Consider the following 25,718-nt stretch of genomic DNA (forward strand, 5'->3'; position numbering starts at 1 on the left):
GCCCACCATCGCATTGGTTTCCCCGTGTTTACGGGCGTATTGCGCCCGTCGCCCCGGTAAGCTACTGTGCCCTGACGTATGAACGAGACCTACCCCGTGTTGATCGTCAGCAAACTCTTGATGCGCGTTATCAAGGCCGTCGCCCGTTGGCGTTGGCGCGCCTGACTTTATCTCCTGCCGGCATGCCCGGCCCGCTTCTGTTTGCCTTCCTTTCGCTTCACCCGCCACTGTCTATGCATAGGGTGGCTGGGAAGGCTTGAATCAAAAAGTCAGTATTCAAGAGGTTCGTTCCAGATGTTACTGATGATCGACAACTACGACTCCTTCACCTACAACGTCGTGCAGTACCTCGGCGAGCTCGGTGCCGAGGTCAAGGTCATTCGCAATGACGAAATGACCATCGCCCAGATCGAAGCCCTGAACCCCGAGCGCATCGTCGTCTCCCCGGGCCCCTGCACGCCGAGCGAGGCCGGTGTGTCCATCGAGGCCATCCTGCATTTTGCCGGCAAGCTGCCAATCCTCGGCGTGTGCCTGGGCCACCAATCCATCGGCCAGGCCTATGGCGGTGATGTGGTGCGAGCCCGCCAGGTGATGCACGGCAAGACCAGTCCGGTGTTCCACCGCGACCTGGGTGTGTTCGCCGGCCTGAACAACCCGCTCACCGTGACCCGCTACCACTCGCTGGTGGTCAAGCGCGACACGTTGCCCGACTGCCTGGAAGTGACCGCCTGGACCGCGCATGAAGACGGTTCCGTCGACGAGATCATGGGCCTGCGTCATAAAACCCTGAACGTCGAAGGAGTACAGTTCCACCCGGAATCCATCCTCACCGAGCAGGGTCACGAGCTGTTCGCCAACTTCCTCAAGCAGACCGGCGGACGCCGTTAAGGACCGATCATGGAAATCAAGACCGCTTTGAGCCGCATTGTCGGCCACCTGGACCTGTCCACCGAGGAAATGCGCGACGTCATGCGCCAGATCATGACCGGCCAGTGCAGCGAGGCGCAGATCGGCGCCTTCCTCATGGGCATGCGCATGAAGAGCGAGAGCATCGACGAGATCGTCGGCGCGGTGTCGGTGATGCGTGAGCTGGCCGACAAGGTCGAGCTGAAGACCCTCGACGGCGTGGTCGACATCGTCGGCACCGGCGGCGACGGCGCCAACATCTTCAACGTGTCCACCGCCTCCGCCTTCGTGCTGGCGGCTGCGGGCTGCACGGTGGCCAAGCACGGCAACCGCGCCGTCTCCGGCAAGAGCGGCAGCGCCGACCTGCTGGAAGCCGCCGGCATCTATCTGAACCTGACGCCAGTGCAGGTGGCCCGCTGCATCGACAGCCTCGGCATCGGTTTCATGTTCGCCCAGACCCACCATACCGCGATGAAGCACGCAGCCGGCCCGCGTCGCGAGCTGGGGCTGCGCACCTTGTTCAACATGCTCGGCCCGCTTACGAATCCGGCCGGTGTGAAGCACCAGGTGGTCGGCGTGTTCACCCAGGCCCTGTGCCGCCCATTGGCCGAAGTGCTGCAGCGCATGGGCAGCAAGCATGTGCTGGTGGTGCACTCCAAGGATGGCCTGGACGAGTTCAGCCTGGCTGCGCCAACCTTTGTCGCTGAACTGAAGAACGACCAGATCACCGAGTATTGGGTCGAGCCGGAAGACCTCGGCATGAAGAGCCAGAGCCTCCATGGCCTGGCGGTCGACGGCCCGCAAGCCTCGCTGGAGCTGATCCGCGATGCCCTGGGCCGGCGCAAGACCGAGAACGGTCAGAAGGCCGCCGAGATGATCGTGCTCAACGCTGGCGCGGCGCTGTATGCCGCTGATCACGCGATGACCCTGGCCCAGGGTGTCGAGCTGGCTCACGATGTCCTGCACACCGGCTTGGCCTGGGAAAAACTCCAGGAACTGGGCGCCTTTACCGCGGTATTCAAGGTGGAGAACGAAGCATGAGTGTACCGACGGTGCTGGAAAGGATCATCGCCCGCAAGTTCCAGGAAGTGGCCGAGCGCAGCGCGCGGGTCAGCCTGGGTGAGCTCGAGCGCCTGGCCAAGGTGGCCGATGCCCCGCGTGGCTTTGCCAATGCCCTGATCGAGCAGGCCAGGCGCAAGCAGCCGGCGGTCATCGCTGAAATCAAGAAGGCTTCGCCGAGCAAAGGTGTGATCCGCGAAAACTTCGTGCCGGCGGAAATTGCCGTCAGCTACGAGAAGGGTGGCGCGACTTGCCTGTCGGTGCTGACCGACGTGGACTACTTCCAGGGCGCTGACATCTACCTGCAGCAGGCGCGTGCCGCCGTTTCGCTGCCGGTGATCCGCAAGGACTTCATGGTCGATCCTTATCAGATCGTCGAGGCCCGCGCCCTGGGTGCCGACTGCGTGCTGTTGATCGTGTCAGCGCTGGACGATGTGAAAATGGCCGAGCTGGCGGCCACGGCCAAGGACGTCGGCCTCGACGTGCTGGTCGAAGTGCATGACGGCGATGAGCTGGAGCGTGCGTTGAAGACCCTCGACACACCGTTGGTCGGGGTCAACAACCGCAACCTGCATACTTTCGAGGTCAGCCTGGAGACCACCCTCGACCTGCTGCCGCGCATCCCGCGTGACCGTCTGGCGATTACCGAAAGCGGCATCCTCAACCGGGCCGATGTCGAGCTGATGGAGATCAACGAGGTGTATTCCTTCCTGGTCGGCGAGGCGTTCATGCGCGCAGAGCAGCCAGGGCTGGAGCTGCAGCGGTTGTTCTTCCCCGAGCAGGTGAAGAAGTCCGTTCAGCAACTGGACTGATCGAACAGAAAGCCGGCGTTTTTGCCGGCTTTTTCGTAAGCGACGGCCTCATCGCGGCACCGTCCCGCGATGTGGCCGGTGAACATCACATCAAAGGTGGATCAATGACCGATCAACCCCAGGCCCTCACCGTCGAACAAGGCCTGCATGCCGAACAGGACCTGCTGGCCGCCGTGTGCCGCGGCGAGCGCGAATCCGGCGTGCTGTTCTGGCGCCCGACCGACCATGCCCTGGTCATGCCCCGACGCATGAGCCGCCTGGACAACTTCGAGGCCGCCTGTGCGGAACTTGCGATTGCCGGTTGGCCGGTGCTGCTGCGCGAAACCGGCGGCGAGCCTGTGCCGCAATCCCATGCAACGGTGAACGTGGCACTGGTCTATGCCGCGCCGCGCAGCGAAGGCGACCATGGTCGCATCGAGAACGCCTACGAGCGTCTGTGCCTGCCGCTGTGCGATGTCCTGCGCGAATGGGGCGGAGTCGCCTCGGTGGGCGAGATCGACGGCGCCTTCTGTGATGGCCGCTACAACGTCAATCTCAATGGCCGTAAGCTGGTCGGCACGGCCCAGCGCTGGCGCCAGGGCCTGGGTGGCAAGCGCCCGGTGGTGCTGGTACATGGAGCGTTGCTGCTGGACAACGAACGCGAATCGATGGTGGCGGCGGTCAACCGCTTCAACGAGTGCTGTGACCTGGAGCAGCGCTGCCGGGCCGACAGCCATATCGCCCTGCACGAAGTGGCGCCTGCCGCGCCGTGGTTCGAGCGTCTGAATCAGGCCTATGCGCAGGTGCTCGCGGCGCTACCTACGGACTAGCGGGTGCCGTAGACCACCATGGTCTTGCCCTTGACCTGCACCAGGCTGCGTTCCTCGAGGTCCTTGAGGACGCGGCCGACCATCTCCCGTGAACAACCGACGATACGACCGATCTCCTGGCGGGTGATCTTGATCTGCATGCCATCGGGGTGGGTCATGGCGTCAGGCTGCTTGCACAGGTCGAGCAGGCAGCGGGCGACGCGACCGGTGACGTCGAAGAATGCCAGGTCGCCGACCTTGCGCGTGGTGTTACGCAGACGCTGGGCCATCTGGCTACCCAAGGCGTAGAGGATGTCCGGCTCCAGGCGCGCCAGTTCCCGGAATTTGTCGTAACCGATCTCGGCTACTTCGCACTCGGTCTTGGCACGGACCCAGGCGCTGCGCTGATGCTCCTGGCCGGCAGGTTCGAACAATCCCAGCTCGCCGAAGAAATCGCCGCTGTTGAGGTAGGCGATGATCATCTCGTGGCCGTCGTCGTCCTCGATCAGGATGGTCACCGAACCCTTGATGATGAACGACAAGGTCTCGGCCCGGTCACCGGCGCAGATGATGTTGCTCTTGGCGGCGTAGCGACGGCGCTGGCAGTGGGCCAGCAGCTTGTCGATGTTCTTGATTTTGGGTGGCAGGGCTGAGGAGACCATCACGAAATCCTGTTCGATGCGACGCATTGGCTTTTTATAGAGGCTGCCTGGCAGCACGCGCCAGTCATTTGGCGCCAGCTTATCAGACACTTCAATCTGAATCGGCACAAAAGCGACGTGGCTTGAGCTTTTCCGACAGCCTCGCAAGGTCTAAGCTGACACCCTTTTACGAGATCGGGAGTCCGGATAGATGAAGGCACGCATCCAGTGGGCCGGTGAGGCAATGTTCCTCGGTGAATCGGGAAGTGGCCATGTGGTGGTCATGGACGGTCCACCAGAAGCCGGAGGCCGCAACCTGGGCGTGCGCCCGATGGAAATGCTCCTGCTCGGCCTGGGTGGCTGCAGCAGCTTCGACGTGGTCAGCATCCTCAAGAAATCCCGCCAGGCCGTGGAAAGCTGCGAAGCCTTCCTCGAAGCCGAGCGTGCCGGTGAAGACCCCAAGGTGTTCACCAAGATCCACATGAACTTCGTGGTCAAAGGGCGAGGGCTGAAAGAGGCGCAGGTCAAGCGCGCAGTGGAACTGTCGGCCGAGAAGTACTGCTCGGCGTCGATCATGCTCGAACGTGCCGGTGTGGAGATCACCCACGGTTACGAAATCGTCGAGCTCGGTTGAAAGCCCCTGGCGCCTGACCGTCAGGCGCCTTGCTGGCGCAGGCGTTCGGCGCCCAGCAACAACTCCAGCCCAGGGATCAGCGCGAGCACCAGCCACGGCGTATTCACGCCGAGCAACATGAGGATTTCAATGTTGCTCCAAGTGGTGCCGAAGTGCTCGGCAAACAGCACGCACTGCAGGTACGCCGTGATTATGCCGGCCAGTACGAACGTGCCGACCAGCAACCGGCGGCTGATAACAAAGCCACCGAGCAGCAGGAACAGCAATTGCCCGGGTAATGTACCCAGCAACAGTTCGACGGTGCTGTTGCTTTCGGGGTCGGTGAGCGTTGGCAGTTCTAGGCTGAAAGGATCTTGCCCGACGCTGGCGAGCATCAGGCAGACGAACAGATAGGCGACCGGGGTCAGCGCCAGGCTCTGCAGCAATCGGGTCATCGCCAAGCGCACGATCAGCGCCGCAGCGCTGGCAGCCACTGCAACAGGCCAGCGGGCAATCTTGCTCGAAGCTGCTCGCTCATCGCCTCACGGCGTTTCTGATAGAGCACGCCCAAGGCGATCACACCCAGGCCAATCAGGCTCAGCACCACCGGGAACAACAGCGAATCGGCGAACACCTCGTGGGAAAGATGCCCAAGGTAGACCGCCACGCCCATTGCGCCGAAGACCATGAATACTGGCCGGCGCAGCAATACCGCCAGGCCCATCAGTCCCAGGTTGATCAGGCAATAGAGAAATTTGCCCCATTCACTGCTGCTGTCCATCAGCGTCAACCCGCCCCAGAACGCCACCAGCCCGGCGAGATAACCCCAGAAGGCATAGTCGCGCTTGGTGCGCCCGTCGACCACGAGGAACACCAGCAGCAGGCCAAGGCCGAACCACAGCGATACCGTGCGCCGTTGTTCCCAGGTAAATACCTCACCGTGGAACCATTCGCTGAGGTCCATGGACATGAACCACAGCGCCACGGCAATCGGCATGACGATGAACGGGAAGGGGATCAGGCGCAGCATCAGCAGGCCGGCGAGTACCGTCGCCAGCTCCATCACCACCCAGCCACCCTGTACATGGGTGAAGTACCAGTCGTAGCCACCTCTGATGTCGTTCAGCGGCCACCAGCCGACCAACCGCTCGATGGCGAACACCGCCAGCGGCACGATACTCACGGCCACGGCGGCCAGCACACCGGCGGCAATGGGTTGGGCGCGACGCTGCAGGGAGAGGGCGAACAGGGTGATACCGACGATATACAGCAAGGCGAAAGCCAGCAGCGCGCTGTCGCCGATGCGCATCCAGGCCTCGGTGAGCATCCAGCCCATGGCGCCCATGATCAGCAGCGCGCCCAGGTAGAAGGCGACGTGGGCCAGCTGGAAGCTGGCACGGCTGGGCGGTTGCTGGCGCAGGAACGCCAGCAGGGCCTGGTCTTGGCCGGGCTGCAGGATGCCGGCAGTCACGGCGCGAGCCAGGTCCCTGGCGTCGAAGCGGTCCATGCGGGGAAACCTCAGATACGGTAGGTGCTCTTGGTCATGACCTTGGCCAGCAGGCTCATGCCAAAGCGCACGGGCGCCGGGAAGCGGTAGCCGCCGGCTTCCAGCGCGGACTCGGCATGGTGTTCCTCGTCGACGCGCATCTGTTCGAGGATGGCGCGGGACTTGCCGTCGTTCTCGGGGATCTGCTCCAGGTGTTCGTCCAGGTGCTTGCACACCTGATGCTCGGTAGCTGCGACGAAGCCCAGGCTGACCTTGTCGCTGACCAGCCCGGCGAGGGCGCCGATGCCGAACGACAGGCCGTAGAACACTGGGTTGAGCACGCTGGGGTGGCTGTTGAGCTGGCGAATACGCTGCTCGCACCAGGCCAGGTGGTCGATTTCTTCTTCCGCCGCATGCTCCATCGCCTTGCGCACCTGGGGCAGCTTGGCGGTCAGGGCCTGGCCCTGGTACAGCGCCTGGGCACAGACTTCGCCGGTGTGGTTGATGCGCATCAGGCCGGCGATATGGCGGGATTGCTGCTCATCGAGCTCGGCGTCCGGCTGGACGATCGCCGGCGAGGGGCGGGCGGGTTGGCCGCTGAAGGGCAGCAAGGTGCGCATGGCGGTATCGGCCTGCAGCAACAAGCGGTCGAGCGGCGAGTAGTGACGTTCGGTAGCCATCGGGCACCTCCGCTGAAGTGATGCCCGACAGTCTACCTCAATACCCTTGGGCGGGCTTGCCTTGGATCAGCCCGGCGGCCAGTGCATCTGGCGCTGGCCAAGCACGTGCATGTGGATGTGGTAGACGGTCTGGCCGCCTTTCGGGTTGCAGTTCATGACCACGCGGAAGCCTTCCTCGCAGCCCTGCTCGACGGCCAGGCGCTGGGCGGTGAACAGGATATGGCCGGCCAGGGCCTTGTCCTCTTCGGTCAGGTCGTTGAGGGTGCGGATGTGTTTTTTTGGAATGACCAGAAAATGCACAGGTGCCGCTGGGGCAATGTCCTTGAAGGCCAGGATCTGGTCATCTTCGTAGATGATATCCGCCGGGATTTCCCGGTTGATGATTTTGAGGAATAGATCGTCCACAGCACGTGCTCCATGGTGAGTGTCGGGGCTGAGTGTACTGAGCCCGACGCTGCTCGCCCAGTGGCTATTCCATGCCGACCGGGCAGTAGCGCCGGTGGATAACGCCGGCCAGCTTGCGCGCCAGCCAGCGCGGTAGCAAGCGTGGGGCGAAGGCCAGCCAGCGGTTGCGCCTGCCGGGCAGGATCAGGGCGCGGTTCTTGTCCAGGGCGCGCACCGCATACAGGGCGATTTCCTCGGGGCTCAGGCAGCGGGTGTTGCCTTCCAGCCGGGGAATGCGACGTCTGGCTGAGCGCACCGGTCCGGGGCACAGCACCGACACCTTGATCCCGGTGCGCTTCAGTTCTTCGCGCAATGCCTCGGAAAAACTCAGCACATAGGCCTTGCTGGCCGCGTAGGCGGCCATCCACGGCCCGGGGGCGACGCCGGCAAGTCCCGCGACATTAAGGATCTGCCCGCCACCCTGGATCGCCATCAGGTTGCCGATGGCATGGCACAGGCGACTGAGCGCGAGGATGTTGACCTCGAGCAGGTCCTGCTCATCTGCCCATTCATGCGCCAGGAATGGCCCGTAGGTGCGCTGCCCCGCGCAGTTGACCAGAAGATCGATACGCCGCTCGCCTTCCTCCAGCTCGAGCACGAAGCCCGACAGGCGCAAGGGTTGGCTGAGGTCGCAGGCACGGAACAGCACTTCCACGCCAAAGCGTTGAGTGAGTTCGATGGCCACCGGCTCCAGCGTTTCGCGCTGGCGCGCCACCAGGATCAGGTTGCGCCCGCGCCGCGCCAGAGCCTCCGCCAGGGCCAGGCCCAGGCCGCTGGAAGCACCAGTGATCATGGCGTAACGGGTCATGCAAGGCTCCTGGGGCGAAAGGGGCGCCTAGTGTACAGCGTGGCCATTTTGCTACAAGGCGTTGCTGCGCAGCTGCTGGCTGCGTTCGAGGGCCGCTCGGTATTCGTCCTGCAAGCGCCCGATCAGGTCACCGGCAGTGGGCAGGTCATGGATCTCGCCGACACCCTGGCCGGCCGACCATACGGTCTTCCAGGCCTTGGCTTCCTCGTCCAGCGGCTTGAGCTTGCCGGCCTCGTGGCTGCTCTTGAGCGCGGCCAGGTCGTACCCGGCCTGCTCGAGGCTCTGGCGCAGGAAGCTGGCGGGGATGCCGGACACCGCCGGGGTATGCACGATATCGGCCGCACCTGCGCCCAGGATCATCTGTTTGTAGGCGTCCTGGGCCTGGCTCTCGCGGGTGGCGATGAAGCGTGTGCCCATGTAGCCCAGGTCCGCCCCCAGCAACTGTGCGGCCAGCAGTTCGTGACCATGGTTGAGGCAGCCCGCCAACAGTAGGGTCTTGTCGAAGAACTGGCGGATCTCCGCAACCAGGGCGAACGGGCTCCAGGTGCCGGCATGGCCCCCGGCGCCGGCCGCCACGGCGATCAGACCGTCGACACCTGCCTCTGCGGCCTTTTCGGCGTGGCGGCGGGTGGTCACGTCATGGAACACCAGGCCGCCATAGCCGTGCACCGCGTCGACCACCTCCTTCACTGCGCCAAGGCTGGTGATGACGATGGGCACCCGATGCTCGACGCACAGTGCGAGGTCGGCCTGCAGGCGCGGGTTGCTCGGATGCACGATGAGGTTGACCGCATAAGGAGCGGGTGCCTGCAGTTCGGCCAGCCCTGCTTCGATCTCCTCCAGCCAGGCCTTGAACCCTGCACTGTCACGCTGGTTCAGGGCCGGGAAGCTGCCCACCACGCCATTGGCGCAACAGGCCAGCACAAGCCGGGGGTTGGAGATCAGGAACATCGGCGCCGCGACCAAAGGCAGACGCAGGTGTTTTGCGAGCGAGGCGGGCAGGGACATGGCGAAACTCCTGTAGGCGGGTGGATATCGTCAGAACGGTTTGACCACCACGAGAATTACGACGCCCAGCAGCATCAGCACCGGTGCTTCGTTGAACCAGCGGTAGTACACGTGGCTGCGGGTATTGGTGCCAGCAGCGAAGCGTTTGCGCTGGGCGCCGCACATGTGATGGTAGACGGTGAGCAGTGCGACCAGGGTGAGCTTGGCGTGCAGCCAGCCCTGGCTCAGCCAGCCGGGGTTCAGGTATAGCATCCAGCCGCCGAACACATAGGTGGCGATCATCGCCGGGTTCATGATGCCCCGGTACAGCTTGCGCTCCATGGTGACGAAGCGCTCGAGGCTGATGCTGTCCTGGCTCTGGGCGTGATAGACGAACAGCCGTGGCAGGTAGAACAGGCCGGCGAACCAGCAGACCACGCTGACGATATGCAGCGCCTTGATCCATAGATAGAGCATGGGGAGTTCCTTCAGGTTTTCACGGTCGTCAGATAGTAGAGGCCAAGGGGCCGAAGGGTCATCCCAAGAGTTGTTACAGGCGCCTTGGCCCCCTATTATCGTGCGCTTTCCAGTGGTCTCGTTGATAAGGGGCAAGCGTCATGATCAAGGTCGGTATCGTCGGCGGCACGGGTTACACCGGTGTCGAACTGCTGCGTCTGCTGGCGCAGCATCCACAGGCCGAAGTGGCGGTCATCACTTCGCGCTCCGAGGCGGGCGTGGCGGTTGCCGACATGTATCCGAACCTGCGCGGCCACTACGACGGCCTGGCGTTCAGCGTTCCGGACAGCAAGACCCTGGCGGCCTGCGATGTGGTGTTCTTCGCCACGCCCCACGGTGTCGCCCACGCCTTGGCCGGCGAGCTGCTGGCCGCCGGGACCAAGGTCATCGACCTGTCCGCCGATTTCCGCCTGCAGGACGCTGTCGAGTGGGGCAAGTGGTACGGCCAGCCTCACGGCGCGCCAGAGCTGCTCAAGGACGCGGTCTACGGTTTGCCTGAGGTGAACCGCGAGAAGATCCGCCAGGCACGGCTGATCGCGGTGCCGGGTTGCTATCCGACCGCCACCCAACTCGGCTTCCTGCCATTGCTGGAAGCCGGCCTGGCCGATCCATCGCGCCTGATCGCCGACTGCAAGTCGGGCGTCAGCGGCGCCGGGCGTGGTGCCGCTGTGGGCTCGCTGTTCTGCGAGGCTGGGGAGAGCATGAAGGCCTACGCGGTCAAGGGCCACCGTCACCTGCCGGAGATCAGCCAGGGCCTGCGCCAGGCAGCCGGCAAGGATATCGGCCTGACCTTCGTGCCGCACCTGACGCCGATGATCCGCGGCATCCATGCCACCTTGTACGCAACGGTCGCCGACACGTCCGTCGACCTGCAGGCGCTGTTCGAGAAGCGTTATGCCAATGAACCGTTCGTCGACGTGATGCCCGCCGGCAGCCACCCGGAAACTCGCAGCGTGCGCGGTGCCAACGTTTGCCGTATTGCCGTGCATCGGCCGCAGGGCGGTGACCTGGTGGTGGTGCTGTCGGTGATCGACAACCTGGTCAAGGGCGCGTCGGGCCAAGCGGTGCAGAACCTCAACATCCTGTTCGGCCTGGATGAACGCATGGGCCTGTCCCACGCGGGCCTGCTGCCGTAAGCCAGCGTACGTCGCCAAGGCCCGCCGCGTGCGGGCCTTTTTCGTGGGGCCGACTAAAGCCGCACAATTGTTGACCGATTTTCTCGGACAAGCGGATAATACGCCCCATCGAGTTTTATGGCGGCACTGCGCCGGGAGAATCAACATGAGCGTCGAATCCTTCACCCCCACGGCTTTGGAGTTCACCCCCGGGGCTGCGCACAAGGTGAAGACCTTGGTCAGCGAAGAGGGCAACGAGCGGCTGAAGCTGCGTGTGTTCGTGACCGGCGGCGGTTGCTCGGGCTTCCAGTACGGCTTCACCTTCGATGAGGACGTGGCCGATGACGACACTATCGTCGAGCGCGAAGGCGTCGCGCTGGTCGTCGACCCGATGAGCTACCAGTACCTGGCCGGCGCCGAGGTGGATTACCAGGAGGGCCTGGAAGGCTCGCGCTTCGTGATCAAGAATCCGAACGCCACCACCACCTGCGGTTGCGGTTCGTCGTTCTCGATCTGATCAGGTCGGGCATAAAAACGCCGCGCATATGCGCGGCGTTTTGCATTCAGGCGGGGTAGATCGCGCCGAGGATACGCAGGCCTTTGGCGGCGGTCACACTGGGCCGATTGGCGGGAATGCCTTCGAGGCAGCAATGAGCCAGCCAGGCGAAGGCCATGGCCTCCACCCAGTCGGGGTCCACGCCATGCGCGGCTGTGCTGGCAACCTTGGCCCCAGGCAGCAGGGCGGCCAGGCGAGCCATCAGGACGCCGTTGCGGGCGCCACCACCGCAGACCAGCAGGGCTTCAGTCCCTGACTGAGCCTGGCGTAGCGAGTCGATGATGGTGTTGGCCGTCAGCTCCAGCAGCGTGGCTTGGACATCTTCGTCGCGATAAGCGGGTAGCCGGGCCAGGTGGGCATCCAGCCACGGCAGGTTGAATACCTCGCGCCCGGTGCTCTTCGGGCCGCTGCCCGCGAAGAACGGATCGCTCAGCAGCGCCTTCAACAAGCCGTGCTGCACGCAGCCGCTGGCCGCCCAGGCGCCATTGGCATCAAAGGCCTGGCCTTGCTTGCGCTCGATCCAGGCATCCAGCAACACATTGCCCGGCCCGCAGTCGAAGCCATGTACCGGTTGGTCCCGCTCGATCAGGCTGAGGTTGCTGAAGCCGCCTACGTTGAGGATCGCCAGGCTGTGGCCAAGATGGCCGAACAAGGCTTCGTGAAATGCCGGTACCAGGGGGGCACCCTGGCCGCCTGCCGCCACGTCGCGGCGGCGGAAGTCGCCCACCACGCAGATGCCGGTGAGTTCGGCCAGCAGGGCCGGGTTGCCAATCTGCACGGTGAAGCCGCGAGCCGGCTCATGGCGGACGGTCTGGCCGTGGCTGCCGATGGCGCGAATGGCCTCGGGTTCCAGGCCTTGGGCGTCCAGCAAGTGGTTGATGCCCTGGGCGGCCAGCGTGGCCCAGCGGTTCTCTGCCAGTGCGGCACGCGCGATCTCGTCGGGGCCGCTGGCGCAGAGGCCGAGCAGGTCCTGGCGCAGGTCGACGGGCATGGGGATGTAGTGGGTTGCGAGCAGCCGTAGCTGCTCGTCTTGCTGGATCAGAGCGATGTCCAGGCCATCGAGGCTGGTGCCGGACATCACCCCCAGGTAGAGCGCCATGGGCTCAGCGCTTGTTGGCTGCGAGCAGGGTGGCCTTTTCCTGATCCATGCGGGCAATCAGGGGCTGGCTCTGCTGGTTGAAGCGCTGGCGCTCGGCCTTGGCAATCGGATCGGCCATCGGCACCTTCTGGCTCAGTGGGTCGACATGCACGCCATTGACCTGGAACTCGTAGTGCAGGTGCGGGCCGGTCGACAGGCCGGTAGTGCCGATGTACCCGATGATCTGCCCCTGCTTGACGCTGGAGCCGGTCTTGATGCCCTTGGCGAAGCCCTGCATGTGGCCATAGAGCGTCTTGTACGAGTTGCCGTGGGCAATGATCACGGTATTGCCGTAGCCGCCACGGCGGCCGGCGAGCTCGATGCGACCGTCGCCTGCAGCCTTGATTGGCGTGCCGCGTGGCGCGGCGTAGTCCACGCCCTTGTGCGCACGGATCTTGTTGAGGATCGGGTGCTTGCGACCGGCGGAGAACCGCGAGCTGATGCGGGCGAAATCCACTGGGGTGCGGATGAACGCCTTGCGCAGGCTGTTGCCGTCGGCGGTGTAGTAGTTGGTGTTGCCCTGCTTGTTGGTGTAGCGCACGGCGGTGTAGGTCTTGCCGCGGTTGGTGAAACGGGCGGAGAGGATGTTGCCGGTGCCGACCACCTTGCCGTCCATCATCTTCTGCTCGTAGACCACGTCGAATTCGTCGCCCGGGCGGATGTCCTGGGCGAAATCGATGTCGTAGCCGAGGATGCGCGCCATGTCCATGGTCATGCTGTGGGACAGGCCGGCGCGCTGGGCAGAGGCGGACAGCGAGCTCTTGATCACGCCGTGGGCGTAGGCGGTGCGCACCACCGGCTTACTGACCTCGCGCTCGAAGGCGAAGCCCTTGTCGGTGCGGTTCAGGCGGATGGTCTCGAGGTTGCTGACCTTGCTGTGCAGGCTTGCCAGCTGGCCGTCCTTGTCCAGCTCGAATTGCAGCACCTGGCCATGCTTGAGCTGGCTGAACTGCTTGGCCTGCTTGTTGCTGGCCAGTACGTCGTGAACGACGTTGGCAGGCAGGCCGACCTTGTTGAACAAGGTCGAGAGCGTATCGCCGCGGCTGACGACCACTTCGCGGTGACCCGGGGCCTTGTCCTCCGGTTTTGCCGCAGGGGCTGGCGCGGGTTCCGCCTTGGCGGTCTCGGCTTCTGCACCTTCGATCTGGGCGAAGGGCGAGTCGCTGTTCTGCTCGGCTTGTACCAGTGGGGCGCCGTGGGACTCGTCCTTGAGCTGTTCGACCGGGCTTTCCAGCTCCAGGCTGAGGGTGGTTTTCTTGGCTTCCACTTCGCTGGACGGGAACACCAGCAAAGCCAGACTGAGAAGGGCGGCGATGCCGCTGGCGGCCAACAGATGGCTTTTCGGATAAAGCGGGGGCGCTTTAGGCGTTTCGTTGGTCATAGATAAGGTGACTTTGAAAAAAGTGAAATGGAAAAGATGAATGACATGATGAAGATGAAATAACTGTATAAAATATAACCAAATCCATTCTCACGCAAGGGCGCGTAGACGTTGCGGTGCGCCGTTCGGGTCACAATCCGTTGCGAAACTTGTATTTGATGGCCGATCTTGTATGGTTGGCTCCCCTTGAATCCTAGCGTTGCGGGTCTGTCTATGAAGTCGGTTGAAGAGCAGCTGGCGCTTATCAAGCGCGGTGCGGAAGAGGTATTGGTCGAGTCGGAACTGGTGGAGAAGCTCAAGCGCGGCCAGCCGCTGCGCATCAAGGCGGGCTTCGACCCAACCGCGCCCGACCTGCACCTGGGGCACACGGTGCTGATCAACAAGCTGCGTCAGTTCCAGGAGTTGGGCCACCAGGTCATCTTCCTGATCGGCGACTTCACCGGCATGATCGGCGACCCCAGCGGCAAGAGCGCTACTCGCCCGCCACTGACCCGCGAGCAGGTGCTCGACAACGCCGAGACCTACAAGCAGCAGGTCTTCAAGATTCTCGATCCGGCGAAGACCGAGGTGGCGTTCAACTCCACCTGGATGGACACGCTCACGCCTGCCGACTTTATTCGCCTGGCCTCGCAGTACACCGTGGCGCGCATGCTCGAACGCGATGACTTCGACAAGCGCTACACCACCAACCAGCCAATCGCGATCCATGAGTTTCTCTATCCGCTGGTGCAGGGTTACGACTCCGTCGCCTTGAAAGCCGATGTCGAGCTGGGTGGCACCGACCAGAAGTTCAACCTGCTGATGGGGCGCGAGCTGCAGCGCGCCTATGGCCAGGAGGCGCAGAACATCGTCACCATGCCGCTGCTTGAAGGGCTGGATGGCGTGAAGAAGATGTCCAAGTCGCTGGGCAATTATGTCGGCATCCAGGAAGCCCCTGGGGTGATGTACAGCAAGCTTGTGTCGATTCCCGATACCTTGATGTGGCGTTACTTCGAGCTGCTGAGCTTCCGTTCGATGGAAGAGATCGATCAGTTCCGGGCGGATGTCGAGAACGGTGCCAACCCGCGGGACATCAAGATCAAGCTGGCCGAGGAAATCGTGGCGCGTTTCCATGGTGAAGAGGCCGCGGCCAATGCGCACCGTGCTGCGGGTAACCGCATGAAGGAAGGCGAGCTGCCAGAAGACCTGCCGGAGATCGAAGTGGCCGCTGCTGAAAATCTGCCGATCGCCGCCGTGCTGAACCGGGCTGGCCTGGTGAAGAACTCGGCGCAGGCGCGGGATCTGCTCGGCGCCGGCGCGGTCAAGGTGGATGGTGAGGTGATCGACCGTGACTTCATGTTTGTGCTCGGCGCGACCCACGTGTGCCAGGCAGGCAAGAAGGCGTTTGCTCGGGTTACCCTCAAGGCTGAGTGATTGCCTGCAGGTGTAGCTATATAGAAGCGGGGAGGCCGGTAGGCCTCCCCGCTTTTGTTTTAGCGCTGCTTATATAGGTGGCAGGGCGTCGGCAAGCACCTGGCGCGATCTTTTTGATTTTTATGAAATTAACGGTTGACGGGCTTTCAGATCCCCTTATAATGCGCCCCACTTCCAGCGACATCGGAACGAAAAATTCCTTGAATATCAATGAGTTGATCGATCAAGAGGGGTGCGGAGGTGCTTCGGTCGTCAGATCGGCAGCGGTGAAAAAGGCAGTTGACAGCAGGTTGTAACGCTGTATGATTCGCCTCCCGCTACGAGCGATCGCAGCGAGTCAAGTGTTTGAAGTTGAACGGGTTTCTCGCAAAATACTTCAAAATAAACGCTTGACAGTGAATGAGGAAAGCGTAGAATGCGCGCCTCGGTTGAGACGAAAAGCTCTTAACCAAACGCTCTTTAACAAATTGAATCAAGCAATTCGTGTGGGTGCTTGTGAGTGCGGACTGATAGTCGCCAAGATTATCAGCATCACAAGTGGCCATGCGAGAAATCACATAGTCATTTGAGATTGCTGAGCCAAGTTTAGGGTTTCTTAAAAACCCAAGCAGTATTGAACTGAAGAGTTTGATCATGGCTCAGATTGAACGCTGGCGGCAGGCCTAACACATGCAAGTCGAGCGGATGACGGGAGCTTGCTCCTTGATTCAGCGGCGGACGGGTGAGTAATGCCTAGGAATCTGCCTGGTAGTGGGGGACAACGTTTCGAAAGGAACGCTAATACCGCATACGTCCTACGGGAGAAAGCAGGGGACCTTCGGGCCTTGCGCTATCAGATGAGCCTAGGTCGGATTAGCTAGTAGGTGAGGTAATGGCTCACCTAGGCGACGATCCGTAACTGGTCTGAGAGGATGATCAGTCACACTGGAACTGAGACACGGTCCAGACTCCTACGGGAGGCAGCAGTGGGGAATATTGGACAATGGGCGAAAGCCTGATCCAGCCATGCCGCGTGTGTGAAGAAGGTCTTCGGATTGTAAAGCACTTTAAGTTGGGAGGAAGGGTTGTACGTTAATACCGTGCAATTTTGACGTTACCGACAGAATAAGCACCGGCTAACTCTGTGCCAGCAGCCGCGGTAATACAGAGGGTGCAAGCGTTAATCGGAATTACTGGGCGTAAAGCGCGCGTAGGTGGTTCGTTAAGTTGGATGTGAAAGCCCCGGGCTCAACCTGGGAACTGCATCCAAAACTGGCGAGCTAGAGTATGGTAGAGGGTGGTGGAATTTCCTGTGTAGCGGTGAAATGCGTAGATATAGGAAGGAACACCAGTGGCGAAGGCGACCACCTGGACTGATACTGACACTGAGGTGCGAAAGCGTGGGGAGCAAACAGGATTAGATACCCTGGTAGTCCACGCCGTAAACGATGTCAACTAGCCGTTGGAATCCTTGAGATTTTAGTGGCGCAGCTAACGCATTAAGTTGACCGCCTGGGGAGTACGGCCGCAAGGTTAAAACTCAAATGAATTGACGGGGGCCCGCACAAGCGGTGGAGCATGTGGTTTAATTCGAAGCAACGCGAAGAACCTTACCAGGCCTTGACATGCAGAGAACTTTCCAGAGATGGATTGGTGCCTTCGGGAACTCTGACACAGGTGCTGCATGGCTGTCGTCAGCTCGTGTCGTGAGATGTTGGGTTAAGTCCCGTAACGAGCGCAACCCTTGTCCTTAGTTACCAGCACGTTATGGTGGGCACTCTAAGGAGACTGCCGGTGACAAACCGGAGGAAGGTGGGGATGACGTCAAGTCATCATGGCCCTTACGGCCTGGGCTACACACGTGCTACAATGGTCGGTACAGAGGGTTGCCAAGCCGCGAGGTGGAGCTAATCTCACAAAACCGATCGTAGTCCGGATCGCAGTCTGCAACTCGACTGCGTGAAGTCGGAATCGCTAGTAATCGCAAATCAGAATGTTGCGGTGAATACGTTCCCGGGCCTTGTACACACCGCCCGTCACACCATGGGAGTGGGTTGCACCAGAAGTAGCTAGTCTAACCTTCGGGAGGACGGTTACCACGGTGTGATTCATGACTGGGGTGAAGTCGTAACAAGGTAGCCGTAGGGGAACCTGCGGCTGGATCACCTCCTTAATCGAAGACATCAGCCTGCTGATGAGCTCCCACACGAATTGCTTGATTCATTGTGTAAAGACGATGCTGTAACGCGACCCTGTTATAGGTCTGTAGCTCAGTTGGTTAGAGCGCACCCCTGATAAGGGTGAGGTCGGCAGTTCAAATCTGCCCAGACCTACCAATTACTTGGTGCGGCTGGTCAATGGGGCCATAGCTCAGCTGGGAGAGCGCCTGCCTTGCACGCAGGAGGTCAGCGGTTCGATCCCGCTTGGCTCCACCACTCTTTCAGGTTTCGCAGCACTGCTCAGAACTTAGAAATGAACATTCGGTGATGAATGTTGATTTCTGACTTTTGTCAGATCGTTCTTTAAAAATTCGGATATGTGATAGAAATAGACTGAACACCAGTTTCACTGCTGGTGGATCAGGCTAAGGTAAAATTTGTGAGTTCTGCGCGAAAGCGCGACGTACGAATTTTCGGCGAATGTCGTCTTCACAGTATAACCAGATTGCTTGGGGTTATATGGTCAAGTGAAGAAGCGCATACGGTGGATGCCTTGGCAGTCAGAGGCGATGAAAGACGTGGTAGCCTGCGATAAGCTTTGGGGAGTCGGCAAACAGACTGTGATCCAGAGATCTCTGAATGGGGGAACCCACTCAGCATAAGCTGAGTATCTTGTACTGAATACATAGGTGCAAGAGGCGAACCAGGGGAACTGAAACATCTAAGTACCCTGAGGAAAAGAAATCAACCGAGATTCCCTTAGTAGTGGCGAGCGAACGGGGACCAGCCCTTAAGCTGGTTTGAGATTAGTGGAACGCTCTGGAAAGTGCGGCCATAGTGGGTGATAGCCCCGTACACGAAAATCTCTTGCCAGTGAAATCGAGTAGGACGGAGCACGAGAAACTTTGTCTGAACATGGGGGGACCATCCTCCAAGGCTAAATACTACTGACTGACCGATAGTGAACCAGTACCGTGAGGGAAAGGCGAAAAGAACCCCGGAGAGGGGAGTGAAATAGAACCTGAAACCGTATGCGTACAAGCAGTGGGAGCCTACTTTGTTAGGTGACTGCGTACCTTTTGTATAATGGGTCAGCGACTTATATTCAGTGGCGAGCTTAACCGAATAGGGGAGGCGTAGCGAAAGCGAGTCTTAATAGGGCGCTTTAGTCGCTGGGTATAGACCCGAAACCGGGCGATCTATCCATGGGCAGGTTGAAGGTTAGGTAACACTGACTGGAGGACCGAACCGACTACCGTTGAAAAGTTAGCGGATGACCTGTGGATCGGAGTGAAAGGCTAATCAAGCTCGGAGATAGCTGGTTCTCCTCGAAAGCTATTTAGGTAGCGCCTCATGTATCACTGTAGGGGGTAGAGCACTGTTTCGGCTAGGGGGTCATCCCGACTTACCAAACCGATGCAAACTCCGAATACCTACAAGTGCCGAGCATGGGAGACACACGGCGGGTGCTAACGTCCGTCGTGAAAAGGGAAACAACCCAGACCGTCAGCTAAGGTCCCAAAGTCATGGTTAAGTGGGAAACGATGTGGGAAGGCTTAGACAGCTAGGAGGTTGGCTTAGAAGCAGCCACCCTTTAAAGAAAGCGTAATAGCTCACTAGTCGAGTCGGCCTGCGCGGAAGATGTAACGGGGCTCAAACCATGCACCGAAGCTACGGGTATCACCTTTGGTGATGCGGTAGAGGAGCGTTCTGTAAGCCTGTGAAGGTGAGTTGAGAAGCTTGCTGGAGGTATCAGAAGTGCGAATGCTGACATGAGTAACGACAATGCGAGTGAAAAACTCGCACGCCGAAAGACCAAGGTTTCCTGCGCAACGTTAATCGACGCAGGGTTAGTCGGTCCCTAAGGCGAGGCTGAAAAGCGTAGTCGATGGAAAACAGGTTAATATTCCTGTACTTCCAGTTATTGCGATGGAGGGACGGAGAAGGCTAGGCCAGCTTGGCGTTGGTTGTCCAAGTTTAAGGTGGTAGGCTGAGATCTTAGGCAAATCCGGGATCTTAAGGCCGAGAGCTGATGACGAGTGCTCTTTAGAGCGCGAAGTGGTTGATGCCATGCTTCCAAGAAAAGCTCCTAAGCTTCAGATAACTGGGAACCGTACCCCAAACCGACACAGGTGGTTAGGTAGAGAATACCAAGGCGCTTGAGAGAACTCGGGTGAAGGAACTAGGCAAAATGGCACCGTAACTTCGGGAGAAGGTGCGCCGGTGAGGGTGAAGCACTTGCTGCGTAAGCCCACGCCGGTCGAAGATACCAGGCCGCTGCGACTGTTTATTAAAAACACAGCACTCTGCAAACACGAAAGTGGACGTATAGGGTGTGACGCCTGCCCGGTGCCGGAAGGTTAATTGATGGGGTTAGCGCAAGCGAAGCTCTTGATCGAAGCCCCGGTAAACGGCGGCCGTAACTATAACGGTCCTAAGGTAGCGAAATTCCTTGTCGGGTAAGTTCCGACCTGCACGAATGGCGTAACGATGGCGGCGCTGTCTCCACCCGAGACTCAGTGAAATTGAAATCGCTGTGAAGATGCAGTGTATCCGCGGCTAGACGGAAAGACCCCGTGAACCTTTACTATAGCTTTGCACTGGACTTTGAGCTTGCTTGTGTAGGATAGGTGGGAGGCTTTGAAGTGGGGACGCCAGTTCTCATGGAGCCATCCTTGAAATACCACCCTGGCAACCTTGAGGTTCTAACTCAGGTCCGTTATCCGGATCGAGGACAGTGTATGGTGGGTAGTTTGACTGGGGCGGTCTCCTCCCAAAGAGTAACGGAGGAGTACGAAGGTGCGCTCAGACCGGTCGGAAATCGGTCGTAGAGTATAAAGGCAAAAGCGCGCTTGACTGCGAGACACACACGTCGAGCAGGTACGAAAGTAGGTCTTAGTGATCCGGTGGTTCTGTATGGAAGGGCCATCGCTCAACGGATAAAAGGTACTCCGGGGATAACAGGCTGATACCGCCCAAGAGTTCATATCGACGGCGGTGTTTGGCACCTCGATGTCGGCTCATCACATCCTGGGGCTGAAGCCGGTCCCAAGGGTATGGCTGTTCGCCATTTAAAGTGGTACGCGAGCTGGGTTTAGAACGTCGTGAGACAGTTCGGTCCCTATCTGCCGTGGACGTTTGAGATTTGAGAGGGGCTGCTCCTAGTACGAGAGGACCGGAGTGGACGAACCTCTGGTGTTCCGGTTGTCACGCCAGTGGCATTGCCGGGTAGCTATGTTCGGAAGAGATAACCGCTGAAAGCATCTAAGCGGGAAACTTGCCTCAAGATGAGATCTCACTGGAGCCTTGAGCTCCCTGAAGGGCCGTCGAAGACTACGACGTTGATAGGTTGGGTGTGTAAGCGCTGTGAGGCGTTGAGCTAACCAATACTAATTGCCCGTGAGGCTTGACCATATAACACCCAAGCAATTTGCGCGTAAGCCGAATTGTGGTGGTGAAGACGAAGCAACCGAAGATTCGTAAGACCACAAATATCGCATATCCGAATTGGCTGGCATGTCTGCAAGGACGTACTGGCAACCGAATTTCTTGACGACCATAGAGCATTGGAACCACCTGATCCCATCCCGAACTCAGCAGTGAAACGATGCATCGCCGATGGTAGTGTGGGGTTTCCCCATGTGAGAGTAGGTCATCGTCAAGATTCATTTCGCAAAACCCCTATCTGCGCGAGCAGGTAGGGGTTTTGTCTTTGTGCTTTTGGTAAGTCACCCCTCCCTTGTAGGAGCGCGTCGTCTGCAGCGCCATCGCTAGCCCTTTTCCTATGCAAGCCCTCGGGGCGTGGCTATCATGCCAGCCTTATTCCGAGTCGAGATTGGCATGCTGAAGTTGTTGAACCTCCTCAAGGATGGCCGGTTCCATTCCGGAGAAGCCCTGGGGGCCGCCCTTGGGGTGAGTCGCAGCGCCGTTTGGAAGCAGCTGCAGCACCTGGAGAGCGAACTGAACCTGACCATTCACAAGGTCCGTGGCCGCGGCTATCAGCTTGCGGCGCCGTTGAACCTGCTCGAAGCGCAGGCGATCGCCAAGTTCTCACATGGCGAGCCATGGCCGGTGTTCATTCACGAAACCATCGACTCCACCAATGCCGAAGGGCTGAGGCGGATAGCGCAAGGGCAGGCGGCGCCGTTTCTGGTGCTGGCCGAGCGCCAGAGTGCAGGTCGCGGTCGTCGTGGGCGCCCGTGGGTCAGTCCTTTTGCTGAAAACCTCTACTACAGCCTGGTCTTGCGCATCGATGGCGGCATGCGTCAGCTCGAGGGCTTGAGCCTGGTGGTCGGCCTGGCGGTGATGCGTACACTGCAGGCGTTCGGGCTAAAGGATGTGGGGCTCAAGTGGCCCAATGATGTCCTTGCCGGCGGGCGCAAGATCACCGGAATACTCCTAGAGCTGGTCGGGGATCCTGCGGACGTCTGCCATGTGGTGCTGGGTATTGGTATCAATGTAAACATGCAGGGCAACGAACAGATCGATCAGCAATGGGCCTCGATGCGTGGTGAAGCTGGGCAGCTGGTGGATCGAAACCACCTGGTGGCGGTGCTCAGCCAGCAGTTGCAACACGAACTTGGTCGCCATCGCCGCTATGGTTTCGCTGCGTTCCAGGAGGAATGGGAGCAGGCGCACCTGTGGCAGGGGCGTAAAGTTTCGCTTGTCGCGGGCACTTCGCGTATCGAAGGCGTCGCGCTGGGGGTGGATGGGCAGGGCGGCTTGCGTCTGGAGGTCGATGGTGTGGAGAAGAGCTTCAGCGGCGGTGAGCTGAGCCTGAGGTTGCGTGATGATTCTTGAGCTCGATTGTGGAAACAGCTTTATCAAGTGGCGCGTCATCCATGCAGCCGACGCCACCATCAGCGGTGGTGGCATCGTGGACTCCGATCAGGCATTGGTCGCAGCTGTCGCAGGGCTCTCCAGTCTGAGTCTGACTGGTTGTCGCATGGTCAGTGTGCGCAGTGAAGAGGAAACTTCATCGCTGTGCGCACTGATCCAGGCCTCGTTCGGAGTCGAGGTAAACGTGGCTCAGCCTGTGCAGGAAATGGCCGGCGTGCGCAATGGCTATGACGATTATCAGCGTCTGGGCATGGACCGCTGGCTGGGCGCGCTGGGCGCCTATCACCTGGCCGGGCGTGCTTGCCTGGTCATCGATTTTGGCACTGCGGCCAAGGCCGATTTCGTCGCGGCCAATGGTGAGCACCTTGGTGGCTACATCTGCCCGGGCATGCCGCTGATGCGTAGCCAGTTGCGTACCCATACCCGGCGTATTCGCTATGACGATGCGTCGGCCGAGCGCGCCCTGAACAGCCTGGCACCGGGGCGCTCGACCGTCGAGGCGGTCGAGCGTGGTTGTGTGCTGATGCTCCAGGGCTTCGCCCGTACCCAGATCGAGCAGGCCAGGGCGATGTGGGGTGAGGACTTCACTGTCTTTCTGACCGGTGGGGATGCGCCCTTGGTGCAGGAGGCGGCGCCGAAAGCTCGGATCGTGCCGGACCTGGTATTCGTCGGTTTGGCCATGGCCTGTCCATTGAACTGAGGTGACTGACTATGCGCTGGTTGTTTCTGCTGTTGGTTGTGCTCAACGTCTTTTATTACGTGTGGCATCAGCAGGAAGCTCCCCTGAAGGTCAAGGAAGTCGCCCCGTTGGCTTTGTACAAAGGTTCCCAGCAGGAAATCCGCCTGTTGCGTGAAACCGGAGTTGCGGCGCCCGCCCGGCGCCGTGACGAATGCCTGGTGGTTGGGGGCATGGCTGCGCCCGAGCAGCTCGAGGCCTTGCGTCAGCGGCTGGTGAGCCTGGATATCGCTGCCCTGCCAGTGGTTGGTCAGCTGCCGGGTGCCGACGGGCTCTGGCTCAAGGTTGCCCCAGAAAGCGAGCGTTTGCTGGACCCGGCTGTGCTCTCGACTCTTTCCAAGGATTTCAAAGACTTAAAACACAAAATTATTTTGTGCGAGGGTATTGCAACTGCCGAATAGCTTGATAGAATGGCGCCCGCTTCACAGGGAACATCACTTAGGTGGTAGATCTGGAGGCAGTGTCAAAGCAGCTAAGTTTCAGATTTGATTGAAAAAATTTGAAAAAACGCTTGACACTGGGGCGGCAGACAAATAGAATGCCGGCCACATCTGGAGGGATTCCCGAGCGGCCAAAGGGGACGGACTGTAAATCCGTTGCGAGAGCTTCGAAGGTTCGAATCCTTCTCCCTCCACCAGTTTTAGCGAGAGCCGCAAGCTCCGCGGGTATAGTTTAGTGGTAGAACCTCAGCCTTCCAAGCTGATGATGCGGGTTCGATTCCCGCTACCCGCTCCAAGTTTGCTGTTGTTGCACAAAGTGTTTCGCTCTTGTAGCTCAGTTGGTAGAGCACACCCTTGGTAAGGGTGAGGTCAGCGGTTCAAGTCCGCTCAAGAGCTCCATATAAACAAGGCAGATATGAGAATATCTGCCTTTGTTTTATCAGCGGTATGACTATTTCTTCTGCGGAGGACTGTATCGATGGCTAAGGAAAAGTTTGATCGTTCGCTACCTCACGTTAACGTCGGCACCATCGGCCACGTTGACCACGGTAAGACCACTCTGACTGCAGCGCTGACCCGCGTCTGCTCCGAAGTTTTCGGTTCGGCCGTCGTTGAGTTCGACAAGATCGACTCGGCTCCGGAAGAAAAAGCTCGCGGTATCACCATCAACACCGCGCACGTCGAGTACAACTCGAACATTCGTCACTACGCTCACGTTGACTGCCCAGGTCACGCTGACTACGTGAAGAACATGATCACCGGTGCTGCCCAGATGGACGGCGCGATCCTGGTTTGCTCGGCCGCCGATGGTCCGATGCCACAAACCCGTGAGCACATCCTGCTGTCCCGTCAGGTTGGCGTTCCGTACATCGTGGTCTTCCTGAACAAGGCTGACCTGGTAGACGACGCTGAGCTGCTGGAACTGGTCGAGATGGAAGTTCGCGACCTGCTGTCCACCTACGACTTCCCAGGCGACGACACCCCGATCATCATCGGTTCGGCTCGTATGGCGCTGGAAGGCAAAGACGACAACGAAATGGGTACCAGCGCTGTCAAGAAGCTGGTAGAAACTCTGGATGCCTACATCCCTGAGCCAGTTCGTGCCATCGACCAGCCGTTCCTGATGCCAATCGAAGACGTATTCTCGATCTCGGGTCGTGGTACCGTTGTTACCGGTCGTATCGAGCGTGGTATCGTCCGCGTTCAGGACGCCCTGGAAATCGTTGGTCTGCGTGACACCACCACCACCACCTGCACCGGTGTTGAGATGTTCCGCAAGCTGCTGGACGAAGGTCGTGCCGGCGAGAACTGCGGCGTTCTGCTGCGTGGTACCAAGCGTGACGACGTTGAGCGTGGTCAGGTTCTGGTCAAGCCAGGTTCGGTTAAGCCGCACACCAAGTTCACCGCAGAAGTCTACGTCCTGTCGAAGGAAGAAGGCGGCCGTCACACTCCGTTCTTCAAAGGCTACCGTCCTCAGTTCTACTTCCGTACCACTGACGTGACCGGTAACTGCGAACTGCCGGAAGGCGTTGAAATGGTAATGCCAGGTGACAACATCCAGATGACTGTCACCCTGATCAAGACCATTGCAATGGAAGATGGTCTGCGTTTCGCCATCCGTGAAGGCGGTCGTACCGTCGGCGCTGGTGTCGTAGCAAAAATTATCGAATAAGTAGTTGATTTACTTGATTAGGCCGGTATAATGGCCGGCCTGATACAGCGTTACAGGTCAGTAGCTCAATTGGCAGAGCGACGGTCTCCAAAACCGTAGGTTGGGGGTTCGATTCCCTCCTGACCTGCCATTCACCTCGGTGTGATTGGCTTTCTTCTTACAGGATCCTCCCCGATGACTCCCAAAACTGAAGCCCAAGAATCGCGTTTCGACTTGTTCAAGTGGCTGGCTGTAGTGGCTTTGGTGGTTGTCGCCGTTGTGGGTAATCAGTATTACTCCGCGTCGCCGATCCTGTACCGCGTTCTTGCACTTCTCGCCCTGGCTGCGGTTGCAGGCTTCGTTGCCTTGCAGACTGCGAAGGGTAAGTCGTTCTTCACGCTGGCGAAGGAAGCGCGGACCGAGATCCGTAAAGTCGTGTGGCCGACCCGCCAAGAAACCACTCAGACCACGCTGATTGTCGTGGCTGTTGTTCTGGTTATGGCGCTGCTGCTGTGGGGTCTCGACTCCCTGCTCGGCTGGGCGGTCTCCTTGATTGTTGGCTAAGGGTGTC

At 60.0% G+C, this 25,718-nt stretch carries 23 protein-coding genes, 6 tRNA genes and 3 rRNA genes; 22 read left to right on the top strand and 10 right to left on the bottom strand.

Annotated elements, in window-relative coordinates; all coding sequences use genetic code 11:
* Window positions 1–294 precede the first annotated feature (294 nt).
* The 4 genes from KSS90_RS02265 to KSS90_RS02280 all read left to right on the top strand — a co-directional run bounded on the left by KSS90_RS02265 (window position 295) and on the right by KSS90_RS02280 (window position 3,586).
* Window positions 295–888 (top strand): aminodeoxychorismate/anthranilate synthase component II, encoded by a 594-nt coding sequence (locus tag KSS90_RS02265; RefSeq protein WP_046857364.1) that lies wholly within the window; start codon window positions 295–297, stop codon window positions 886–888.
* A gap of 9 nt (window positions 889–897) precedes the next feature.
* Window positions 898–1,947: an anthranilate phosphoribosyltransferase gene (gene trpD, locus KSS90_RS02270; protein ID WP_046857363.1), complete on the top strand. Its 1,050-nt coding sequence runs from the start codon at window positions 898–900 to the stop codon at window positions 1,945–1,947.
* Window positions 1,944–2,777 (top strand): indole-3-glycerol phosphate synthase TrpC, encoded by an 834-nt coding sequence (trpC, locus tag KSS90_RS02275; RefSeq protein WP_217868077.1) that lies wholly within the window; start codon window positions 1,944–1,946, stop codon window positions 2,775–2,777. Before trpD ends, trpC begins: the two co-directional genes overlap by 4 nt.
* A 104-nt stretch (window positions 2,778–2,881) precedes the next feature.
* Window positions 2,882–3,586 (top strand): lipoate--protein ligase family protein, encoded by a 705-nt coding sequence (locus tag KSS90_RS02280; RefSeq protein WP_217868078.1) that lies wholly within the window; start codon window positions 2,882–2,884, stop codon window positions 3,584–3,586.
* Here KSS90_RS02280 and crp read toward each other — a convergent pair.
* A complete protein-coding gene (crp, locus tag KSS90_RS02285) occupies window positions 3,583–4,227 on the bottom strand; it encodes a cAMP-activated global transcriptional regulator CRP (protein ID WP_031314625.1) in 645 nt (214 codons plus the stop codon). The two genes, KSS90_RS02280 and crp, sit on opposite strands and share 4 nt — an antisense overlap.
* A 190-nt stretch (window positions 4,228–4,417) precedes the next feature.
* On the opposite strand from crp, the gene KSS90_RS02290 reads away from it, so the two are divergent.
* On the top strand, window positions 4,418–4,840 hold the full coding sequence (locus tag KSS90_RS02290) for an OsmC family protein (RefSeq protein WP_023532673.1): 423 nt from the start codon (window positions 4,418–4,420) through the stop codon (window positions 4,838–4,840).
* 20 nt (window positions 4,841–4,860) lie between these two features.
* Here the strand turns inward: KSS90_RS02290 and KSS90_RS02295 are convergent, their stop codons facing one another.
* From KSS90_RS02295 to hemJ, 7 genes are all read right to left on the bottom strand, one after another.
* On the bottom strand, window positions 4,861–5,313 hold the full coding sequence (locus tag KSS90_RS02295; protein WP_225933121.1) for a hypothetical protein: 453 nt from the start codon (window positions 5,311–5,313) through the stop codon (window positions 4,861–4,863).
* Window positions 5,289–6,326, bottom strand: a complete 1,038-nt coding sequence (locus KSS90_RS02300) for a DUF2157 domain-containing protein (protein WP_217868079.1) — start codon at window positions 6,324–6,326, stop codon at window positions 5,289–5,291. Before KSS90_RS02300 ends, KSS90_RS02295 begins: the two co-directional genes overlap by 25 nt.
* An 11-nt stretch (window positions 6,327–6,337) precedes the next feature.
* A complete protein-coding gene (gene coq7 / locus KSS90_RS02305) occupies window positions 6,338–6,985 on the bottom strand; it encodes a 2-polyprenyl-3-methyl-6-methoxy-1,4-benzoquinone monooxygenase (RefSeq protein ID WP_023629307.1) in 648 nt (215 codons plus the stop codon).
* 66 nt (window positions 6,986–7,051) lie between these two features.
* A complete protein-coding gene (locus KSS90_RS02310; RefSeq protein ID WP_011531867.1) occupies window positions 7,052–7,390 on the bottom strand; it encodes a histidine triad nucleotide-binding protein in 339 nt (112 codons plus the stop codon).
* Window positions 7,391–7,454: 64 nt separating this feature from the next.
* The gene (locus KSS90_RS02315) at window positions 7,455–8,237 is read right to left on the bottom strand and encodes an SDR family NAD(P)-dependent oxidoreductase (RefSeq protein WP_023629308.1); all 783 of its coding nucleotides are present in this window, start codon (window positions 8,235–8,237) and stop codon (window positions 7,455–7,457) included.
* A 51-nt stretch (window positions 8,238–8,288) separates the two neighbouring features.
* Entirely contained in the window at window positions 8,289–9,245 is a 957-nt protein-coding gene (locus KSS90_RS02320) for an NAD(P)H-dependent flavin oxidoreductase (RefSeq protein ID WP_217868080.1), read from the bottom strand.
* A gap of 30 nt (window positions 9,246–9,275) precedes the next feature.
* On the bottom strand, window positions 9,276–9,701 hold the full coding sequence (gene hemJ, locus KSS90_RS02325) for a protoporphyrinogen oxidase HemJ (RefSeq protein ID WP_023629310.1): 426 nt from the start codon (window positions 9,699–9,701) through the stop codon (window positions 9,276–9,278).
* Window positions 9,702–9,841: 140 nt separating this feature from the next.
* On the opposite strand from hemJ, the gene argC reads away from it, so the two are divergent.
* On the top strand, window positions 9,842–10,876 hold the full coding sequence (argC, locus tag KSS90_RS02330) for an N-acetyl-gamma-glutamyl-phosphate reductase (protein WP_217868081.1): 1,035 nt from the start codon (window positions 9,842–9,844) through the stop codon (window positions 10,874–10,876).
* Window positions 10,877–11,021: 145 nt separating this feature from the next.
* Complete coding sequence (gene erpA, locus KSS90_RS02335) at window positions 11,022–11,372, top strand: iron-sulfur cluster insertion protein ErpA (protein ID WP_046857357.1); 351 nt, start codon at window positions 11,022–11,024, stop codon at window positions 11,370–11,372.
* 46 nt (window positions 11,373–11,418) lie between these two features.
* Here the strand turns inward: erpA and KSS90_RS02340 are convergent, their stop codons facing one another.
* The gene (locus tag KSS90_RS02340; RefSeq protein WP_217868082.1) at window positions 11,419–12,510 is read right to left on the bottom strand and encodes an anhydro-N-acetylmuramic acid kinase; all 1,092 of its coding nucleotides are present in this window, start codon (window positions 12,508–12,510) and stop codon (window positions 11,419–11,421) included.
* Between the two features lie 4 nt (window positions 12,511–12,514).
* Window positions 12,515–13,930 carry a peptidoglycan DD-metalloendopeptidase family protein gene (locus KSS90_RS02345; protein ID WP_217868083.1) on the bottom strand — a complete coding sequence of 472 codons (1,416 nt, stop codon included), beginning with the start codon at window positions 13,928–13,930 and terminating at the stop codon, window positions 12,515–12,517.
* Between the two features lie 213 nt (window positions 13,931–14,143).
* Here KSS90_RS02345 and tyrS point away from each other — a divergent pair, with 213 nt between their 5' ends.
* From tyrS to secE, 15 genes are all read left to right on the top strand, one after another.
* Window positions 14,144–15,343, top strand: a complete 1,200-nt coding sequence (gene tyrS / locus KSS90_RS02350; RefSeq protein ID WP_214500663.1) for a tyrosine--tRNA ligase — start codon at window positions 14,144–14,146, stop codon at window positions 15,341–15,343.
* 615 nt (window positions 15,344–15,958) lie between these two features.
* Window positions 15,959–17,495: ribosomal RNA gene (locus KSS90_RS02355) — 16S ribosomal RNA — on the top strand.
* Between the two features lie 86 nt (window positions 17,496–17,581).
* Window positions 17,582–17,658, top strand: a tRNA-Ile gene (locus KSS90_RS02360).
* Between the two features lie 23 nt (window positions 17,659–17,681).
* A tRNA-Ala gene (locus tag KSS90_RS02365) sits at window positions 17,682–17,757 on the top strand.
* Between the two features lie 245 nt (window positions 17,758–18,002).
* Window positions 18,003–20,895 (top strand): 23S ribosomal RNA (locus KSS90_RS02370).
* Window positions 20,896–21,029: 134 nt separating this feature from the next.
* A 5S ribosomal RNA gene (gene rrf, locus KSS90_RS02375) occupies window positions 21,030–21,145 on the top strand.
* The 16S, 23S and 5S rRNA genes sit together here with 2 tRNA genes alongside, the layout of an rRNA operon.
* A gap of 176 nt (window positions 21,146–21,321) precedes the next feature.
* The gene (gene birA, locus KSS90_RS02380; protein ID WP_217869721.1) at window positions 21,322–22,281 is read left to right on the top strand and encodes a bifunctional biotin--[acetyl-CoA-carboxylase] ligase/biotin operon repressor BirA; all 960 of its coding nucleotides are present in this window, start codon (window positions 21,322–21,324) and stop codon (window positions 22,279–22,281) included.
* Window positions 22,271–23,020, top strand: coding sequence for a pantothenate kinase (locus tag KSS90_RS02385; protein WP_217868084.1), 750 nt, complete (start codon window positions 22,271–22,273; stop codon window positions 23,018–23,020). Before birA ends, KSS90_RS02385 begins: the two co-directional genes overlap by 11 nt.
* An 11-nt stretch (window positions 23,021–23,031) precedes the next feature.
* On the top strand, window positions 23,032–23,457 hold the full coding sequence (locus tag KSS90_RS02390; protein ID WP_046857351.1) for a hypothetical protein: 426 nt from the start codon (window positions 23,032–23,034) through the stop codon (window positions 23,455–23,457).
* A 152-nt stretch (window positions 23,458–23,609) separates the two neighbouring features.
* A tRNA-Tyr gene (locus KSS90_RS02395) sits at window positions 23,610–23,693 on the top strand.
* 24 nt (window positions 23,694–23,717) lie between these two features.
* Window positions 23,718–23,791 (top strand) — tRNA-Gly (locus KSS90_RS02400).
* 28 nt (window positions 23,792–23,819) lie between these two features.
* Window positions 23,820–23,895: transfer RNA gene (locus KSS90_RS02405), tRNA-Thr, on the top strand.
* Between the two features lie 79 nt (window positions 23,896–23,974).
* Window positions 23,975–25,168 carry an elongation factor Tu gene (tuf, locus tag KSS90_RS02410; RefSeq protein ID WP_217868085.1) on the top strand — a complete coding sequence of 398 codons (1,194 nt, stop codon included), beginning with the start codon at window positions 23,975–23,977 and terminating at the stop codon, window positions 25,166–25,168.
* Between the two features lie 54 nt (window positions 25,169–25,222).
* A tRNA-Trp gene (locus KSS90_RS02415) sits at window positions 25,223–25,298 on the top strand.
* Between the two features lie 44 nt (window positions 25,299–25,342).
* A complete protein-coding gene (gene secE, locus KSS90_RS02420; RefSeq protein WP_023628745.1) occupies window positions 25,343–25,711 on the top strand; it encodes a preprotein translocase subunit SecE in 369 nt (122 codons plus the stop codon).
* Window positions 25,712–25,718 lie beyond the last annotated feature (7 nt).

Source organism: Pseudomonas maumuensis (assembly GCF_019139675.1).
Lineage (GTDB): Bacteria > Pseudomonadota > Gammaproteobacteria > Pseudomonadales > Pseudomonadaceae > Aquipseudomonas > Aquipseudomonas maumuensis.